The following is a 16975-nucleotide window of genomic DNA, read 5'->3' as shown; positions in this document are numbered from 1 at the left end:
AGTGGACGGAGTACAGGGCGCGATGGTCGGTAAGTATAGGCGCGCTGGGCGTGCAAACGTTATACGGGAAAAGGTCAGCGCCGCAATCCTGTTCTCCGCCGCCTCTCGTCTGTCGCCCTTCTGTGATTGGATCGACCTGGAGGATCGCTCGCCGAAATAGTCGAATGCCTTCCTTGAGTGTCGTCAACCGCCCGGCAGGCGCACCAGCACCTGCTGGTAGCCGTGGATGAAGGTCGAGCATGTGCGGGTCGGCGTCTCGCTCACCTCGAAGCTCGGCAGGCGCTGCAGGATCTCCTGCCACAGCGTCCGGATCTGCAGATCGGCGAGGCGCGCGCCGATACAGCGATGCACACCATAACCGAACGACAGATGACGCCGCGCGTTCGCACGATCGATGATGAACTCGTCCGCACGGTCGAACACGGCCTCGTCGCGGTTGGCCGACAGGTACCAGAGGACCACTTTGTCTCCCCGACTAATCGTCTTGTCGCCGACCGTCACGTCGCGGGTCGCGGTGCGGCGCATGTGGGCGAGGGGCGTCTGCCATCGGAAGATCTCGGGCGACAGGTTCGACAGCAGGTCCGGAGTCCGGCGCAGCTTCTCCAGCTCGGCCGGAAAGCTGCCGAGTGCGACGATGCTTCCGCTGATCGAATTCCGGGTCGTGTCATTGCCGCCTACGATCAGAAGCAGGATATTACCGTAGAGCTCCTGCTTCGACATGGTGCGCGTCTCCTCGCCTCGCGCCAGCAAGGAAAGGAGGTCGTCGCCGTCCGGGGAGCGCAGCCGTCGCGCCCAGATTTTATCGAACGTGTCGAAACACTCCTTGAGGACCTTCATCTTGTCCGCGAGCGTGGGATAAGCGGGGTGGCCGGGCATCGCGACCATCGCATCGGACCAGCGGATCAGATCGCGCGCCTGTTCCTGCGGGAAGCCGAGCAGTAATGCGAGGGTACGCGCGGTCAGCTCGACCGAGACCCGGTCGACCCAATCGAACCATCGTTCACGCGGGAGTTCATCCAGGATTTCGGCGGACCAGGAGCGAAGCAGCGGCTCGATCGCGGCGAGGCGCTCGGGCGCGAAAGCGGGCGCGATCACCCGGCGCTGTGCGGTATGACGCGGCGGGTCCATCGAGATGAAGGCGGGGAAGAATTGCGGATCGTCGGCACTCGAGCCGATGGTCACGCCGCCGTTGTGATGCTCGGACGAGAACGTCTCGGTATCCAGTTCGATCGCCTCGATGTCGCGGTGGCGCGTGATCGACCAATACGGCGCGAACTGGCCGTCCGCGCACCGATGAACCGGTGACTCGCGTCGCAGCCGGGCGAGGTAACGCGGCGCGAAACCAGCGCGGAAGAGTTCGGGCTGCGCCACGTCGAGACGATCGATCGGCAGATCCTCCAGGTCATCGACGAAGCGCTGTGCCGTGCTGTCGACATCGGGGGCGGCGGGTGCGGGTAAGGACGTCATTGAACGGCTTTGCGTGCACGAGGCTACGAACGCGCTACGTCGCGCGAGCATGCGGCGACCGGCGTAGTGATGGCGAGCCCGGTGCTCGCGCGATCTCGGCCTGCCCGATCGCTGCTTCGCATTGCCGGCGTAACGATGACGCCGCCGAGCGACATGCAAATGCGGCGCCGATCCCTCAGCGCAGGGTCCGCATCCAGATCACAGAATGGGAGAATATCCGGTGAGATCCTGCGTCACGATCGCCGCCACGTTGGCCCTTGCGCTGCTGAGTGCGTCGGCTCACGCCGCGCAAGGTGCGGGCGGCTTCATGCAAGACCCGCGTTACGCCGGCGCTCCGCCGGCCGACTGCCGGTCCACCGTCCAAATGCGTCATTGCGCTGCGGTAGAGCTTCGCTTGACCGACGCGCAGATGGCGATGCGCTACCGCGCGCTGCGCCGACGCCTCGGCCCCGCCGAGCGACGCGTCTTGCTCGATGAGCAGCGGGCGTGGTTCAGGTTTCGTGATCGATATTGTCCGGCGCGGGCGCGAGGACTCGGCACCCTGGCGGGCACGGCCGTCGCGCAATGCTGGATCGACGTTACCCGCGCCCACTCGCGCGATCTGGCAAACAGGCTGGTATCGCTGCGTCACGGCGGCGATGACGCGGGCGTGTCCGGCTGGTGATCGTATCCCAGCGGCCGCTCCCGGCGGGTCATTCCGCGCGCCGGCTCGCCTGGCGCAGGAAGGCGAGGAGCGATCGATTGAACAGCGCCGGCTTCTGCCATGGAATGAAATGCCCGGCATGCCGGAACAGCACCAGCTGCGCCGTCGGGATCGACCGCGCAAGGGCGCGAAAGTGCGTCGTCTTGATGAACTCGTCTTGCGTCGCTCCGGCGATCGTGGTGGGCGTGCGGATCCTCGCCAACTGCGCCGCGGTCGTATCGGGCTGCTGCGCCTGCATCGTGCGGACAGCGACACGTAACCGATCGAAGCTGTCCGGCTCGGGCGAGAGAGCTGCGTGATCGGCGGCGAGAACGCCCGCCACTCGAGCAAGGATCGGCGCCGCACCCGCGTCCCGCCTTACACTGGCCTTATCCATGTTGGCGCCGAAGGCATAGACGGCGCGCAGCCGGTCGCCGGCGCGCAGCGATAGCAGAAGGGCGACGATCGCCCCGTCGCTCCAGCCGATCACAGCGGGGCGTTCGAGTCGCAGCCGTGACATGACCGCTAGCACGTCGTCGACCAGAAGATCGTAGCGCAAGGGCAGGCTTCCCATCGTGCTGCGGCCATGGCCCCGGCTGTCGATCAGGATCACGCGGTGGCCCGCAGCCACCAGCGCGGGCACCTGTGCGTTCCAGCTGCGACTACTCGCCATGCCGCCGTGCAACAGGATGACCGGAGCGCCGCTGCCGATGCTGCTGTACCAAATCCGCGCGCCGCTGGTCTCGACATAGCCAGTGAGGCTGGTCGTCCGCGCCGGGGCGTACGCGCGCGGCGCGGCCCCTGACGCTGGAATACATGCCGCAGAGAAGGCGATTGCGAGCACGAGACCGTGGCGGCGCCGCCGCCGTGGCATGGAAGCGGACGCCTCAACCATTCCCATCATACCTTCCTCGGCGGACCCCGTTCCCGCACGATGTTCCAGACGACGTGCGTAAAAATGGCCCGGCGCAGGGGGAACGCCGGGCCAGGGGGAGGGCCTCGTGTGGAGACCCTCGGCTCGCACTTCTGTCCTGCTGCCTTCGGGTGACAGACAAGCTTCAATGAGCGCCCGACGAACGACGGTTGTAACTCAACGCTGCAATCGTCGGGCCGGGCGAACAGGTGGTGTCAGAAAGGGCGGTGATGGCGTGCAAGCATAACTTGCGCGCTTGTCATGGTCTGTCGGTTACCGACGAAGGCGTGAGGAAATACTGAGATAACGAGCCGGGCTCAAGGATCGTGACGCAAGTCGATCATCCGCGATCGACTATCATGAGTGGAGACTTTGATGCGTTCCTTTATCTGCCAACTGGCCATCGGCTGCGCCATGGTTCTGTCCACCCCCGCCGTTGCGCAGGAGCGCCCTGCATCGGAGGACGAGCGTGGTGCGGGATCCCTTTACCTCGGGGGCTTTCTGGGGGATCGTTTCGGCCGCGAGCAGACCTTGAGTGGAGCGAATGTGGCAGGGCAGCCCCGCGTCATCGAGACGTCGTCCAAGGATGGCTTGACCGGTGGCCTCGTCATCGGCGCGGTGGCGGCCACCGGCGCGTGGGGGCGGGCTCGCGTTGAGGCCGAGTTCGCGGCGAGCCGCAACAAGCTGGATACGCTCAGCCTCAATGGCCAGCAGCGCACGCTCCTTGAAGGGCGTCGCACCGTCACCACTCAGATGGTCAACCTGATCTACGACACGCCGCGTATCGCCGAGCGGCTGCGGCTCTCCCTGGGGGGCGGCGTCGGCCATGCTGCGATCGACTATGACACGCGCTATCTCGTCGCCGCGACCGGACCGGAGATCAACATTCCGACGAGTGTCTCCGGCAACATCGCCTGGCAGGGGATCGCCGGGGCCTCGATCGCGCTGGGCGGCGGGCTCGAACTGATCACCGACGTCCGCTACTCGCGGGTCAGCCGCCATCAGGTGGAGCGTTTCAACGCAACGGCCGGGACGCTCGATTCCGTTCTGTCCGGCCGGTACAGCAATGTGGTGGCGACCGGCGGCTTCCGCTACTTCTTCTGAGCCGTGCGGGGGCCGCGGCGCAGCGCTGCGGCCTCCACCTTGCGGGACGTGTGGCCATCCGCCCGCCCAGACGATTGCGGTGCCATCCGTTCCGATCAGCGCCTCTCCGGCGCCACCTAGCGCTCGCTTCGCTGGGCCTCGGCGAGATCGACGTCAAAGGCGGCTCGGCTGGCGGCCAACTGACTCATGTGGCGGTCTACCCACTGACCGATGCCATGTCCCTCGTCCGCGAGTGAATGTCCCATCGACGTCAGCGTATAGCTGACGCGGGGAGGCGTTGTGGGCTCGACATGGCGTTCAACCAGCCCGTCGCGCTGCAGGTTGCGCAAGGTGCGTGTCAGCATCTGCTGGGAGATCGTCGGGACGGCGCGCCGGAGTTCGTTGAAGCGCAGCGCGCCCGGCTGCAACGCGACCAGAACCGGCAGCGTCCATCGATCTCCGATCCAGCTGAGGTGCCGCGATATCTCAGCGCAGCGCGGCGAGGCGGCATCGTGAGGGCTCATGCTGTTCCGCCTTGATCCTGCGATGAAAAGACGTGGCTATCGTACCAACGCGTCGCCAGGGCATCAAGATGGGCGCCTGTCGATCAAACATGCGCCGAATGCGATTCCATAGTAGCGAGGCCCCGCCGAACGGTCGCGCGATGTGCGAGAAGTTTTGCATGGCAGTCCGGGGACAAGTGATAGGCGATCGGTTGCAAGCATCAGGTTGCACGTGCTCCGGTCGGATACGGACCTTGCTCTGCTTGCCGTTGTCGCGAACGCGTTACAAAAGTAAGAAGTTGGCGATTGTAACATCGTGTCAGGCGCATAGGTGAACAGCGCTGGTGGTACAACGATAGCCGGGTCATTCGATGACGCGTCGTCATGCCCCCACACTCCGGATGACGACGGGTCGTTCCGGAGCACGCGCCACGCCCGTAGCGGCAGGGGTGTCCTCATTTCTTGGCGGAAAGGCTGGTTGATCGATGACGGAGGTTCGGCTCCCGGACGAGGCGCGAGTGCAAGAACTTGCGCGTGCCACGCGGATGTTGGCCGTGATCGGGGCGGCGTTGAAGCTGCCGGATGAGAGAGGCGCTTCCTCTGCGCTCCAGGACGAGATCCATCGTGCGGCGGCCATCGCGCTCGGCCACGATGCAAGCGCGTCTGACATGCGCGCCGCCGCACGCCTCATGACGACGATCGAGATGGCGCTGATGGAAAGCACTGAGCTGCTGCACGACCCGGCTCGCTCAGGTGGCTGGAGCGCGACCGACGATCGCGTCCTCGAGACGCAGGCGCGCGCCTCCGCGGGCGCCTTTGACCGCATCGCGCAACTCGCTGGCGAGCGCCCGTCGCTCCGCCGGGCGCTGTCGGGCACCTTCCTGGACGTCGGAACCGGTGCAGGCGGCATCGCGCTTCGGGCGGCAGCGCAATGTCCCGCGCTGAAAGTGGTGGGCATCGACATCTGGGAGCCCGCGCTGGCGCTTGCCCGGCGCAACGTGCTGGCAAGCGAATACGGCGATCGCATCGAGATTGAACGACGTGATGTGGCGGATCTCGCAGCCGGGCCGCGGTTCACGCTTGCCTGGTTGCCGACCATGTTCATGGCTAGGCGGGTCGTGGAGACCGCCATGCAGCGGATCGTTGCCGCCTCGACCGATGACGCCTGGCTGGTCGCATCGCTCTACACGACGCCCGCTGATCCCTTCGCCGCCAGCATGTCGCGGCTCCGGACCTTGCGGAGCGGGGGCGACATCACGGACGCCGCCGAGCTGGTCGGGCTCTTCGAGGACCACGGCTATATCGACGTCGAGATCGATGTCGCTCCCGTTGCCACCTTCATTCTCGGTCGACGCCCGCCACCAGGCGAATAGCCCGCAACGGGTGGCGTTGCGGGGCGGGAAGTGGACATCATCCGTTCGGGCGCACCGCGTCGTCTGCCAAGGGGAGGATCGTGTCGCCTCCCCGCTCGATTGGTCGGCTGCCGCTATGGCTACGTGCGCAACACTGTGTGGTGTGCGTGAAGCCGCACTGAAGCGCGAGCACGGCAGGGACGCCTTCTTCGTTCCCGTTGCGTGAGCTGACCGTGACCTATGATCTGCTATTCGCCTATGTGGTTACCGCCACACTCCTGACGATGGTGCCGGGGCTGGATACCGCATCCGTGTTGCGGGCGGCGGCGGCAAACGGTGCTCGTCATGGCGTTTCGACCAGCCTCGGTGTCGCTGCGGGATGCTTCTGCTGGGGCACGATGACGGCCGCCGGACTGTCGCGACTGATCCAGGAGGTGCCGGCGGCCGGCAATCTCCTTCGCATCGGTGGGGCGCTGTATCTCGGCTGGCTGGGTGCCCAGCTTCTCCTGCGACCACGGGCCCAGATGGTCTCGGCCGCCGGGGACGCGTCAGGCCTGCCGCTGAGCCACTCGGCATGGCGCGGTTTCGCCACCAACATGCTCAATCCGAAGGTAGCGATCTTCTACCTTACGCTGCTTCCACAATTTGCGCCCGGCGATGGGGCGGCCATGGCGAGCACGTGGCTGCTCGCGATCATCCATGTGCTGATCGCTTTGGCGTGGTTCGTCTTGCTCTCGTTTCTCGCCGGCGGAGTGCGCTCGGTGTTGAGCAGCCCGCGCGCCTATGTGGTGCTCGATCGAGCGAGCGGGGGGCTCTTCCTCCTGCTCGGTGCGGGGATGGTCCATGCCGTCGCAGTGCCGGCGTGACGCGATGCGTCCAACGCAGCGGGTGATCGACCCCGATGAGCGGACGCGTGGGAGCGGCCGACGCAAGGAAAGCGGAAGCAAACCGATGTATCGAGGCTTCTTTCATCGCGCGCGACGTCGCGAAACTATCGTCGTCGCGCGCCGGTCCGGCAGCGGTTTGACGCATCCTTGGGGTTTGTATCTCGCGCAGGAAGCGCGCTGGTTCGACATCGTCTTCAGCACCGAAGAGGAGGCGGCAGCGCTCTGCCGTGAACTCGAAGATGCAGCGGCGTCGGAGAGATGGTGGCGTACCATCCTTTGGTGCTGCTGGCGGCGGCTGCACCTCCTGAACAGGGAGGATCAGCGCGATCGTAGCGGGTGAGGCAGAAGAGGGGCGTGCCGACAGGCGCAACGATCGACTGTACCGGCGGTCAAGGCGCACGTCGAACCACTATCGGATCAGCGATTGATCTCGCGCCAGTCCATTCACCTTCGCCAAATGGTTGAGTGAACAAGAAGCTCATGTCATGATCGATAGTGCTTGTCGCGCGACGAACGCTCGCGCGCCTCTTCCGCTAGGGGAGAGCAATCGGCTCGGGGCGCTCGATGTTCTTCGCGGGGCCGCGCTGCTCGGCATCTTGGCCATCAATATCCAGCTCTTCGCCGGATCTCCGGTGATCGCCTTCAACATACCATTGCGGGTCGTGGCGCAGAGTGGCGCTCATCCGATGTGGGACGAGCTCGCGATGTACCTGCAATGGACCGTTTTCGAAGGCAAGATGCGGGGGCTCTTCTCGCTGTTGTTCGGCGCCGGGGCGGCGCTGATGCTGGAGCGGCTGGAACAGCTTTATGGCAGGCGCGCATGCTGGACGATCGCGATCAGACGCTATGCCGTCCTGGCGCTGTTCGGCCTGCTCCACGGCGTCCTCATCTGGTCGGGCGACGTGTTGCTGATCTACGCGCTGACCGCGTTCCTGGTCGTCCTGCCGCTCCGCGGTCTGCCGGGCAAATGGCTGATCGGTGCGGGTCTGTGCGTCACCCTGATCGGCGGCAGCATGGGGGTGAGCAACGCCTTCGACCTGGGCGGTGCCCGGGTCAGGGCGCGAACCGAGCAAAGGGCGCACGATGTCTCGGCTCGCCATTCGGAGTCGCAAACGGGCGAGCACGGCACGCCGTCCGCTGCCCGCGCCGCTTATCGAGATCGCCTCGTCCGTCTCGACGCGACGCCTTCTCGCCACGTCAGCTACCGTGATCTCGTGTCGGCCGATGCTTCGGCTTATCGCGGCTTCGTCACGGCCGTGTTCGTCTCGGGCTGGATCCTGGAGACGGTTGGGCTCTTCATGATCGGCATGGGGCTGGCAAGATCAGGCTTTTTCGCCTCCCGTCTTCCGGCCGCATCCTATCTCGCGATTGCGGGCGTGGGATACGCCATCTCGATCGGAATCGTCGTCGTCGGTTTGCGGCATGCCGCGCGCTACGATTTCAGCGAGGCGGTCACCGTGGTTTCGATGATGTCCGCGTATGAAGGGCAGGTGGTGGCCGGAGCGCTCGCTCACGCCGCCTTCGGCTTATGGCTCATCGGCAGCGACCGGCTGCGCGTCGTCCGAACCGCGCTCTCGGCGGTCGGTCGACTGGCGCTCACCAACTACATCGCGACCAGCTTGGTTTGTCAGGCGATGTTCGCCTGGCCTGGCTTCGTCGTCGGGCGTGACCTGGACCATCATCTCCTCATCCTTATCGTCCTCGCGGTCTGGGCCGTGATCATCGCGGCCAGTCTCTGCTGGCTCCGATATTTCCGGCTTGGGCCGCTGGAATGGTGCTGGCGATCGCTGACCTATGGAAGCGTGCGACCGTTCAGGATGTCCGCACCGGCGGCAAGACGCCGATGATCGATCCTGGTTGATCTATTTGCGCTCGCGCTGCGTGACATGCGGCTATCTGTGGAGGTCATACGAATGTGACTTAGTCCCAAAAATATGCGTTCTTGAGCACCCTTCCCGGCTCACATAGCTGATCTTGGTCTTGAATCGGACCGGAGGTCGAAAGTGAATATCCTGCACCTTGACTCGAGCATCCTCGGCGAGGGTTCTGCCAGCCGCACCCTGTCTGCTGCCATCGTGGATGAGCTCGTGCGGGACGAGCCGGGCGCCGAGGTGACCTACCGCGATCTCGCCGCAGCGCCTTTGCCTCACCTGACGCTGGAGGCGTGGATGGCCTTGGACCAGGGACCGGACGTTGAGCAATTTCTCGCCGCCGACGTGATCGTGATCGGCGCGGGGCTCTATAATTTCAGCATTCCGAGCCAGCTGAAGGCATGGATCGACCGTATCGCCGTCAAGGGAAAGACCTTCAGCTACGATGAGCACGGCGTGGTGGGGCTGGCCGCGGGCAAGCGCGTCATCGTCGGTTTGGCCCGTGGTAACGTCTATAGCGATCCGTCGCCGCACCAATCATCCGAACATGCCGAGACGCTGCTGCGCTCCATCTGTCAGTTCATCGGTGCTGACGTCGAGTTCATTGTCGCCGAGGGCATCGGCTTTGGCGAGGAGGCACGCAAGGCGGCGCTCGAAGGCGCGCTGCAGCAGGTCCGCGGCCTGGCAAGGCGCGAGGCGCAGACCGCAACCATTGCGGCCTGAACCGAGGGCGTGCGGGGAGCGCAGGATCACGAGCCTGCCGCACGGATGTGTCATGCGAACGTCGCGGTTGCCGCTGATGCGAGGAGGAGCCCGGTCATGAACATTCTGTACGAAACGCGCGCCCGCGCCGTCGGCGGTCGGAGGGGGAGCGCGAGCGTCGAAGATGGCGCTCTCGCCTTCGCTTTTACCACCCCCGCTGCTTTGGGCTGTGACGGTGATCCCGGAACCAACCCGGAGCAGCTTTTCGCGTCGAGCTATGCGGCCTGTTTTCTCAGCGCGGTGCACTACGTGGCACAGCGGCGACGGCTCGCCGTTGCGGAAGAGAGCGCGGTGACCGCCTCGGTCGGCATCGGGATGCGGGAAGACTGCGCCGGCTTCGAGTTGCAGGTGCATCTGTCGATCAGCTTGCCCGGACTCGAGCCGAGGCAGGCGGCTGAACTCGCGCTGGAGGCGCACAAGGTGTGCCCCTATTCCCACATGGCACGTCATGGTGCGGACATCAGCGTCAACGTTCGCGATTGATCGCGGCAACCGTAAGCGCTGGTACGACCACCGCTTGTTTTCTCCCCCGAACGGCGTTCGCGACGCGCGCGGGCCTGTCATCCTCCGCGGCAGCAGTCGAAGCGACCGCTCGACCGGCGCCGCTTGGCAGAGCGGGTCGGCCAAGCGGTCGATCGACGTTCGGTGCTGATCGGAAGCACCGGGCTCAGGCGGACGTGGTCACGCTTGCGGCCTGCTCCTTCCTCGGAGCGAAAACGGAATAGACGTTGTCGTAAGGAGGCGGGCCGACGATCTTCGAGCCCAGGCGCTCGTTTTCCGCAGCGATCGCGGAAAAGTCGCCGTCGCGCGCGGTTTGGATCAGGCGGAATATCTCCTCCTGATATCCCGGTGAGAAGATCACCAGCATCCGCACGGGCGTATCCGAAAGATTTGCCCAGGCGTGCGGCGTTCCCCTCTTCACCGTCGCGGCCTCTCCGGCGGACAGCTCTACCTTCCGATCGCCGTTGGTGAGGTGGAGACGCCCCTCGATGACAGCGAAATGTTCTTCCTCGTTGGCGTGAAGGTGCAGCGGCACGCCATTACCCGGCTCGGCGACGATCTCGATGGTCACATAACGGCCGTCTGTTTCGGCGGCAGTCGTGCGGATCGTGTAACGCTCCCCGGGGGTGATCTGCCACCAGCCCTGTTCCCTATTCTTTTCGTACGCACTGTCCATGGTTTGCATCTCTGTAGGTGAACAAGAACCACTAAAGACACAATCCATCTTGCATGGACGCTACAAGCATGCGGGCCGGCCTTGCAGATGTAGCAAAGTCATCTGCTGGCCGGTTTGTTCGGCTCGGGGCAGTTGATCATCAAAAGGCGTGCCTGCTGTTTACTGGTGAGCCGCTGCCACGCTTATGCCTTGCTGGCGTCATTGTCGTCAGGGCATCGCAACGTAACAGGCAGCGCCCCTCAGGAGTCCCCGGCGCCTTGCGTCACACGGTCCGAACGGTGCCGCCATCGATGATGAACTCGGCGCCGTGGATCGCCGCGGCGCGATCCGAGGCGAGATAGGCGATCAGGTCGGCGACTTCGTGCGGCTCCGCCGCGCGTCCAATCGGGATGCCGCCCAGACCGTCGAGCACCATCTGTCGCGCCTGCTCGCGCGTTCCTCCATTGGCCGCCTGCAGGCGCTCAAGGAACTCATCCGTCGCTTCGGTCCTGATCCAGCCGGGGGAGACGGCATTGACTCGCACGCCCTTTGGACCGAGCTCCTTGGAGATGGACTTGCTGTAGGTCCGCAGCGCCGCCTTGGCGGCGGCGTAGGCCGTCGTCGACTCCGGCAGCGGCAGGATCGATTGGATCGAGGTGACGTGCACCACATTGCCCGCGCCTCTCCCGATCATCTGCGGCACGAGCAGGCGATCGAGCCGGACCGTGGCGAGCAGGTTGAGGTTCAGCTCGGCGAGCCAGTTCTCGTCGGTCAGCGCAACGAACCCGCCACCGGGCGACGTCGAGCCACCGACCACATGCGCCAGGACATCGATGCCGCCCATCCGATCGAGCGCCGCTTCGGCGAGCGCTCCGCTGCCCTCCGCGGTCGTCAGGTCCGCCCGGACGAAGATGGCGCCGGCGATCGGCTCGGCCTCGCCCCGGGCCGCGGTAATGACCCGCGCTCCCCCGGCCAGGAAGCGCTCGACGGTGGCGCGGCCCAGGCCCTTGGTGCCGCCGCTGACGAGCACCCGCTTGCCGGCGAATTCCGCCGAATCGATCGCGGCGCTCATAGCGTGATCTCCAGCGCGGTGATGGCGTCGTTCCGGAGCGTGAAGCCGTAGGTGAAGCGGATCGGACTGCCCTTGAAGTCGCCATGGGCGGGTCCCTCGACCACCACCTTGCCGTTCTCGTGGCGGATCGCATCCGGCGTGAAGATCGCCTTCACCGGGATCACCTCATCCTCGAACAGGGCGCGCAGCTCGGTGCGCCCCTCGAAACGCTTGCCGATGCCCGGGTCGACCACGACCGCGTCGGGCGCGAAAGGCTGCAACATGCCCGTCACATCAAGACGGGCGTTCGCCGCGACGAAATCGGCGATGGGCTTGGGAAGATCGATCGTCATTGCTCTGCTCCTTGACGTTGCGAGATCAATCTAGCGATATGTTTGCGCATGATAATCGCAGCAAATTGTCATCCGACATTGCGGAAAGCGGGATAATGGCCGCGCAAGGTCTGCTCGAGTTTGACGCCGTCCTTGCCATCGCACGCCGCGGTTCGTTCCGCGCCGCGGCGCTGGAGCTCGGGCTATCGACCACGGCGCTGAGCAATCTGATCGGCAAGCTGGAGCGCCGGCTCGGCGTCCGGCTGTTCAATCGCACAACCCGCAGCGTCTCGCTGACCGATGCCGGGCAGATCTTCGTGGAGCAGGTCAGGCCTGCGGTGAGGGCGCTGCATGAGGCGATAAGCGTGGCGCGGTCGCAGCAGGAGACGCCGTCCGGGACGCTGCGGATCAACGCGTTCGCGACCGGCGCGCGGGAAATCCTGCAACCGCTGTTGCTACGGTTCCTGCGGCGCTACCCTCAGGTCCATATCGACCTGGTCACCGAGGGTCGGATCGTCGACATCGTCGAGGCGGGTTTCGACCTCGGCCTCAGAAGCGCCGACCTGGTGCCGAGCGACATGATCTCCATCCCGGTCGGGCCGCCCCGCAGCTTCGCCGTCGTCGGATCACCCCGCTACTTCGAGGCGCATGGCGCGCCGCGCGTGCCACCCGACCTGCTGCAACACGCCTGCCTGCGAATCCGGCTGCCGAACGGCGCGTTGCATCGCTGGCAGTTCGAGCGAAACGGGGAGCCCATACAGATCGACGTCAACGGACCGATCACCCTGGACGAGGCAAGCCTCGCGCGCATCGCCGTCTTGGATCACGTTGGCATCGGTTACTTCATGGAGTCCGATGTACGCGAAGACGTCGAGCAAGGACGGCTGGTCCGGGTCCTGCAGGATTGGACGCCGCCACTGACGCGCCTCAGCCTCTATTATCCCAGCAGGCGCAATCCCTCCGCCGCCTTCAAGGCGTTGATCGACATGGCCCGCGCGGTAGATCAGTGATCGCGGTGGAAGCGGTTCTATCCAGGGGACAGCAGCGCCCTCTCGGCCCGGATCCGCGATAAGGTCGTGTGCCGCGGTCGCTTGGGGCGCGCATCTTGCCCTCAACGCGGCGCGAGGAGTGTCGCAAGCGTATCAGGCACGCCTTCGATACGCTCGAGCCGGGGATAACTTAGCGTTCCAGCGTAGTGTATTGTTCGATCGCTGCGTCGTCCGTCTTGTTCCACGGTCAGGACGACCCGGCGGCTTGACGCGCTGCGGACCCCGGACAGCAGTCTCTCACCGGTATATCGCTCATCATTGACCGCCAGGATCTTCATTCCGGGCCGCAATCCGGCGCGGAAAGCAGGACCGTTCCAAGCAACGGAGCGCACCGCTCCGCTTGTCGTGGCACCCAGGCCGATCGAATAGGAGAGGTCCGATATGCCGGCCTCTTCCTCGGCAGCGCGAAAGGCGGCGGTTGGTGTGTCGGTGAAGACGAGGCGCCAGCCGTGGTGTGTCAGCCCGGTCGTGGTGTCCAGTTCCTCATGCGCATCGATCCACGTGTTCAGGAGGGTCGACCAGTCAGCGGGGGCGACATCGTTGAGCGTGCGGCACAGATCGTCGAACGTGTAGGTTCGGGTAGCGGCGTCGGGCGTCGCACCAGCGAAAAAGCGGAAGGCGAAATCGTCGATGCCGCGGACTCCTCCGCTTCGCTTGCGCAGTTCGCCATCCATGGCGAGCCACAGCATGACACCTTCGGCATAATAGTCGCGACGGCGCTGCCAGTCGCGCCAGGGCACCGCCTGCCGCAGCATGAAGGAGGGGTAGTTGACGTCATCCGATAGCGATCGCCAAGCCCGGCCGGGACGCGCCGCGACGTCGGCAGCGTCGATGGCCAGCCTGTCGCGGAGTTCCGCCGGGGTGAACTGGCCCGCGCGGGTGGCGAGGATGCGGCCCCAGAATTCGGTCTGGCCTTCGTACATCCACAACAGGCTGCCGGAGACCGGAACGTTGGGGGTGGGTGCCCAGAGGTCTGCGGGCGTGCGGCAGAAGCCGTTCCAGGCGTGAACGATCTCGTGAGCGATCAGGTCGCGCGACAGGATCTGGCCGGGCCAGTCGCGGAAGTGTGTCGACGCAAGCTCGTTCTCGCTCGAGGCGCGATGCTCCGTCCCCCCGGCTGACCCATCGTCGCTCAGACGGGCAAGGATGTCGTAATGACGGAACGGGGCAGGGCCGAAGACGGCGCGCGTTTGCACGATGAGCCGCTTCAACTCGTCCAGCCGCTCACGCGGAACGGCAAGATCGCCTGATCGCAGCGCCACGAGGTCGAGCGTCACCGCGCCGCTGCCCGCGGGCGTAAGGGGCAGGTTCGAAACATAGCGTCCCGCGAGCACCGGAGCGTCGAGCAGCGTTTCCAGCGACGTCGCGGCGAAGCCCGTCGTCGCGCCGTGAACCCGCTTCGTCGCCAGCGACGTTGAAGCTTTCAGCCCGGGTGGGAGGGTCAGCGTGGCGGCGACGGCTATGTTTCGCGCGTACCAGCCGGCCGGGTAGAGGATCAGCCGCTGCCACGGCACCTTCACGATGTCAGCGGTGAGAAGGTCGCTGCCAGCAACCATCTGAAAGCCCACTTCGATCGACCGTACGCCCGCGGGTACGTCCAGGTGGAAGGCATGCGGATCGAGTGCGTCACGCTGCCAGCGGAGGGTCTTTCCAGCGGCCCTGATGGTCAAGCCGGCCAGATCGGTCACCGTCAGGCTCGGCCCGTGGCTGGCGGCCTCCCATCGCGGGTAGAGCAGGGTCGCCGCCGTCCCTGGCGCGACGGGAATGAGCTGTCGCACGGTGAAGATCTTGTGATCCACGTCCGTGGCGTCGACACGAAGATCCACGCGCCCGTCGAACGCGCGATCGACCGGGGCGGGCACGCTTGCGGGCCGCGCCGCATAGACGGGGCCGCGAGCCGATTGCGCAGCGGCTGTCGTGCTGGAGATCGCCAACGCGAACGCGAGCAGCCCGAGCGGATAGGATTGCGTTGCCACGAGAAGACAGCCCCCGACTTCCCAGCCCCCTGGTTTGCGGCAGCGAAATCGCCGGGCTGGGTCATGCGACTGATGACACGGGGAGAAGGCCCGACATAGACCGGTGAAGACGATCAAGCCTGAGCCGTCGGCCTGACGACCAACTCGCCGATATTCACCTCGGGCGGCTGTTCAATCGCATAGGCGATCGCGGCCGCGATGGCATCGGGGGACATCGCCAAGGATCCTCCCGCCGCGATCTGCTCGCGAAGGCGATCGTCGCGGATATGGTCGGCGAAGTTTGTTGCGGTGTATCCGGGGAGCAGCGTGGTGACACGCAGCGCCCCGGCAGTCTCCTGACGAAGCCCCTCGCAGATCGCCACTACCGCTGCTTTGGTGCCGGCGTACACCGCCATGTTGGGCACGATCTTCCTCGCTGCGGTGGAGGCGACGGCGATGAAATGGCCTGCCTTCTGCCGGCGAAAGATTGGCAGGGCAGCAGCGATGCCCCAGAGCACTCCCTTGACGTTGACGTCGACCATCATGTTCCAGTCCTTGACGCTCAGCGCATCCATCGGGCCGATCGGCATCGCTCCGGCATTTGCAACGAAGACGTCGAGGCGGCCGAAGGTGTCGATGGCATGGGCGGCCAGATCCTGATTGTCCTGGACGCTGACGACGTCGGTCGCCAGGCAGGTGGCGTCTCCGCCGGCTGCCCGTATCTCCTTCACGATGGTGCGAAGCCTGCCATCGTTTCGCGCGCCGAGGACAAGTTTGGCGCCTCTCGCGGCAAGGTAGCGCGCTGCCGTTTCGCCCATGCCGCTGCTGGCGCCGGTTATCACGATAACGGCATCTTCTATCATCGCTCGAGGCTCCGGTCTGCCGATCTGAAAGACTGGCGAGAGAATGTTGGATGCTGACGTGCGACCGATCGCACCACGTCGAGTGAGCGTGCCGCCAACGGCCTCGACAGCAGGGCTGCTCCGAGAAGAAGTCCAGAGCCGAGCGTGATCAGCGTCGTATTGGACGACCCTGTCAGGCGCACGATCAGGAAACCGAGTGACATGAACGTCATGTTCCACACGGCGAGTCCTGCGAGAACCGACATGGCGAGCCTGCGGCGATCATGAACCATCGTGCCCGCGACCATGGGCGCGAGGAGCCGCGCACCCGGAATGAGCTGGGCGGTGAAAGGAACCGAGGTACTGCTGCGGCGGATCTTCCTGAGGTATCGCCCCGCCGGATCGCGACGATGAAGGACGCGCTGGATGCGACCGGTCCCACCGTCACGAGCGGCGACGCTCACGCCAAGGCTGTAGGTCGCGAACGCCCCGGCACTGCCGCCGATGACCGAGGCGAGCATGGCCGTCGGTAGGCACCACAAGCCATTCGCCGCGGCAACGCCGATCGCCGCGAAGATCCCTTGGGACGGCAGGAGCGGAACCAGCCGCTCCAACAGCGTCACCACGAAAATGCCAGCCAATCCGAGTGGCGCGATGATCAGCAGGGCCTGGCCCAGCGGGTCGCCGCCCATCATGACGCAGCGCGCACCGACAGGGTTGGAAACATCGAGACGAGATCGTTCCGGCTCCATCCTGCCTCGGCGGCATCCGTGATGAGATCGGCGCGAATGGTGCCGACCCCCGTGGACAGTGCCGCGCTGATCGCCCGGATCACCTCGAGCCGCGGATCGGCGAGCGGGCCATGCTTTTTCCTGCCGAAGAGCAAGGCGAGCAGGCGAGGGCGCTGCCCGGCGCGCAGAACGACGGCAGGTTCACCCGGCATCCGACCGATCGCGATGGCGGCTGCCACCAGCGACCTCAGGTGGGAGCCCGCTCCCGCGGCGAAGGCGACCTTTGAACGCTCGACCGGTAGAGCGAGCAGTGCAGAGACGACGGGTGGTCGGCGCATG

The 16975-nt window shown here is 65.5% G+C and carries 19 protein-coding genes; 9 read left to right on the top strand and 10 right to left on the bottom strand.

Going from position 1 to position 16975, the window contains the following annotated elements:
• Positions 1 to 183: 183 nt before the first annotated feature.
• The gene (locus tag ACMGDM_RS15190; RefSeq protein ID WP_436804960.1) at positions 184 to 1467 is read right to left on the bottom strand and encodes a cytochrome P450; all 1284 of its coding nucleotides are present in this window, start codon (positions 1465 to 1467) and stop codon (positions 184 to 186) included.
• 205 nt (positions 1468 to 1672) lie between these two features.
• On the opposite strand from ACMGDM_RS15190, the gene ACMGDM_RS15185 reads away from it, so the two are divergent.
• Entirely contained in the window at positions 1673 to 2131 is a 459-nt protein-coding gene (locus ACMGDM_RS15185) for a lysozyme inhibitor LprI family protein (protein WP_436804959.1), read from the top strand.
• 28 nt (positions 2132 to 2159) lie between these two features.
• Here the strand turns inward: ACMGDM_RS15185 and ACMGDM_RS15180 are convergent, their stop codons facing one another.
• Positions 2160 to 3023: an alpha/beta fold hydrolase gene (locus ACMGDM_RS15180; RefSeq protein WP_436804958.1), complete on the bottom strand. Its 864-nt coding sequence runs from the start codon at positions 3021 to 3023 to the stop codon at positions 2160 to 2162.
• A 414-nt stretch (positions 3024 to 3437) separates the two neighbouring features.
• On the opposite strand from ACMGDM_RS15180, the gene ACMGDM_RS15175 reads away from it, so the two are divergent.
• Complete coding sequence (locus ACMGDM_RS15175) at positions 3438 to 4166, top strand: hypothetical protein (protein WP_436804957.1); 729 nt, start codon at positions 3438 to 3440, stop codon at positions 4164 to 4166.
• A gap of 116 nt (positions 4167 to 4282) precedes the next feature.
• On the opposite strand, the gene ACMGDM_RS15170 is transcribed toward ACMGDM_RS15175, so the two are convergent.
• The gene (locus ACMGDM_RS15170) at positions 4283 to 4669 is read right to left on the bottom strand and encodes a winged helix-turn-helix transcriptional regulator (RefSeq protein WP_436804956.1); all 387 of its coding nucleotides are present in this window, start codon (positions 4667 to 4669) and stop codon (positions 4283 to 4285) included.
• Positions 4670 to 5202: 533 nt separating this feature from the next.
• Here ACMGDM_RS15170 and ACMGDM_RS15165 point away from each other — a divergent pair.
• From ACMGDM_RS15165 to ACMGDM_RS15140, 6 genes are all read left to right on the top strand, one after another.
• Positions 5203 to 6021 carry an SAM-dependent methyltransferase gene (locus tag ACMGDM_RS15165; protein WP_436804955.1) on the top strand — a complete coding sequence of 273 codons (819 nt, stop codon included), beginning with the start codon at positions 5203 to 5205 and terminating at the stop codon, positions 6019 to 6021.
• 197 nt (positions 6022 to 6218) lie between these two features.
• Positions 6219 to 6866: a LysE family translocator gene (locus ACMGDM_RS15160; RefSeq protein WP_436804954.1), complete on the top strand. Its 648-nt coding sequence runs from the start codon at positions 6219 to 6221 to the stop codon at positions 6864 to 6866.
• Between the two features lie 22 nt (positions 6867 to 6888).
• Entirely contained in the window at positions 6889 to 7227 is a 339-nt protein-coding gene (locus ACMGDM_RS15155) for a hypothetical protein (RefSeq protein WP_436804953.1), read from the top strand.
• A gap of 145 nt (positions 7228 to 7372) precedes the next feature.
• A complete protein-coding gene (locus ACMGDM_RS15150; RefSeq protein WP_436804952.1) occupies positions 7373 to 8734 on the top strand; it encodes a DUF418 domain-containing protein in 1362 nt (453 codons plus the stop codon).
• Positions 8735 to 8890: 156 nt separating this feature from the next.
• Positions 8891 to 9481: an FMN-dependent NADH-azoreductase gene (locus ACMGDM_RS15145; RefSeq protein WP_436804951.1), complete on the top strand. Its 591-nt coding sequence runs from the start codon at positions 8891 to 8893 to the stop codon at positions 9479 to 9481.
• Between the two features lie 96 nt (positions 9482 to 9577).
• On the top strand, positions 9578 to 10003 hold the full coding sequence (locus tag ACMGDM_RS15140; protein ID WP_436804950.1) for an Ohr family peroxiredoxin: 426 nt from the start codon (positions 9578 to 9580) through the stop codon (positions 10001 to 10003).
• Positions 10004 to 10187: 184 nt separating this feature from the next.
• Here ACMGDM_RS15140 and ACMGDM_RS15135 read toward each other — a convergent pair whose 3' ends face one another.
• From ACMGDM_RS15135 to ACMGDM_RS15125, 3 genes are all read right to left on the bottom strand, one after another.
• The gene (locus tag ACMGDM_RS15135; protein WP_436804949.1) at positions 10188 to 10697 is read right to left on the bottom strand and encodes a cupin domain-containing protein; all 510 of its coding nucleotides are present in this window, start codon (positions 10695 to 10697) and stop codon (positions 10188 to 10190) included.
• A gap of 262 nt (positions 10698 to 10959) precedes the next feature.
• Entirely contained in the window at positions 10960 to 11748 is a 789-nt protein-coding gene (locus tag ACMGDM_RS15130) for an SDR family oxidoreductase (protein ID WP_436804948.1), read from the bottom strand.
• On the bottom strand, positions 11745 to 12080 hold the full coding sequence (locus tag ACMGDM_RS15125) for a nuclear transport factor 2 family protein (RefSeq protein ID WP_436804947.1): 336 nt from the start codon (positions 12078 to 12080) through the stop codon (positions 11745 to 11747). Before ACMGDM_RS15125 ends, ACMGDM_RS15130 begins: the two co-directional genes overlap by 4 nt.
• A 95-nt stretch (positions 12081 to 12175) precedes the next feature.
• On the opposite strand from ACMGDM_RS15125, the gene ACMGDM_RS15120 reads away from it, so the two are divergent.
• Positions 12176 to 13069 carry a LysR family transcriptional regulator gene (locus ACMGDM_RS15120; RefSeq protein WP_436804946.1) on the top strand — a complete coding sequence of 298 codons (894 nt, stop codon included), beginning with the start codon at positions 12176 to 12178 and terminating at the stop codon, positions 13067 to 13069.
• Between the two features lie 101 nt (positions 13070 to 13170).
• Here the strand turns inward: ACMGDM_RS15120 and ACMGDM_RS15115 are convergent, their stop codons facing one another.
• The 4 genes from ACMGDM_RS15115 to ACMGDM_RS15100 all read right to left on the bottom strand — a co-directional run bounded on the left by ACMGDM_RS15115 (position 13171) and on the right by ACMGDM_RS15100 (position 16974).
• Positions 13171 to 15084 carry a M61 family metallopeptidase gene (locus ACMGDM_RS15115; protein ID WP_436804945.1) on the bottom strand — a complete coding sequence of 638 codons (1914 nt, stop codon included), beginning with the start codon at positions 15082 to 15084 and terminating at the stop codon, positions 13171 to 13173.
• Positions 15085 to 15197: 113 nt separating this feature from the next.
• A complete protein-coding gene (locus tag ACMGDM_RS15110) occupies positions 15198 to 15926 on the bottom strand; it encodes an SDR family oxidoreductase (RefSeq protein WP_436804944.1) in 729 nt (242 codons plus the stop codon).
• Positions 15923 to 16600 carry a DedA family protein gene (locus tag ACMGDM_RS15105; RefSeq protein WP_436804943.1) on the bottom strand — a complete coding sequence of 226 codons (678 nt, stop codon included), beginning with the start codon at positions 16598 to 16600 and terminating at the stop codon, positions 15923 to 15925. Before ACMGDM_RS15105 ends, ACMGDM_RS15110 begins: the two co-directional genes overlap by 4 nt.
• Positions 16597 to 16974 carry a hypothetical protein gene (locus tag ACMGDM_RS15100; protein WP_436804942.1) on the bottom strand — a complete coding sequence of 126 codons (378 nt, stop codon included), beginning with the start codon at positions 16972 to 16974 and terminating at the stop codon, positions 16597 to 16599. Before ACMGDM_RS15100 ends, ACMGDM_RS15105 begins: the two co-directional genes overlap by 4 nt.
• Between the last annotated feature and the right edge of the window lies 1 nt (position 16975).

This window comes from Sphingomonas larreae, from assembly GCF_051400595.1.
Lineage (GTDB): Bacteria > Pseudomonadota > Alphaproteobacteria > Sphingomonadales > Sphingomonadaceae > Sphingomonas.
This window is presented reverse-complemented; position numbering and strand designations above follow the sequence as displayed.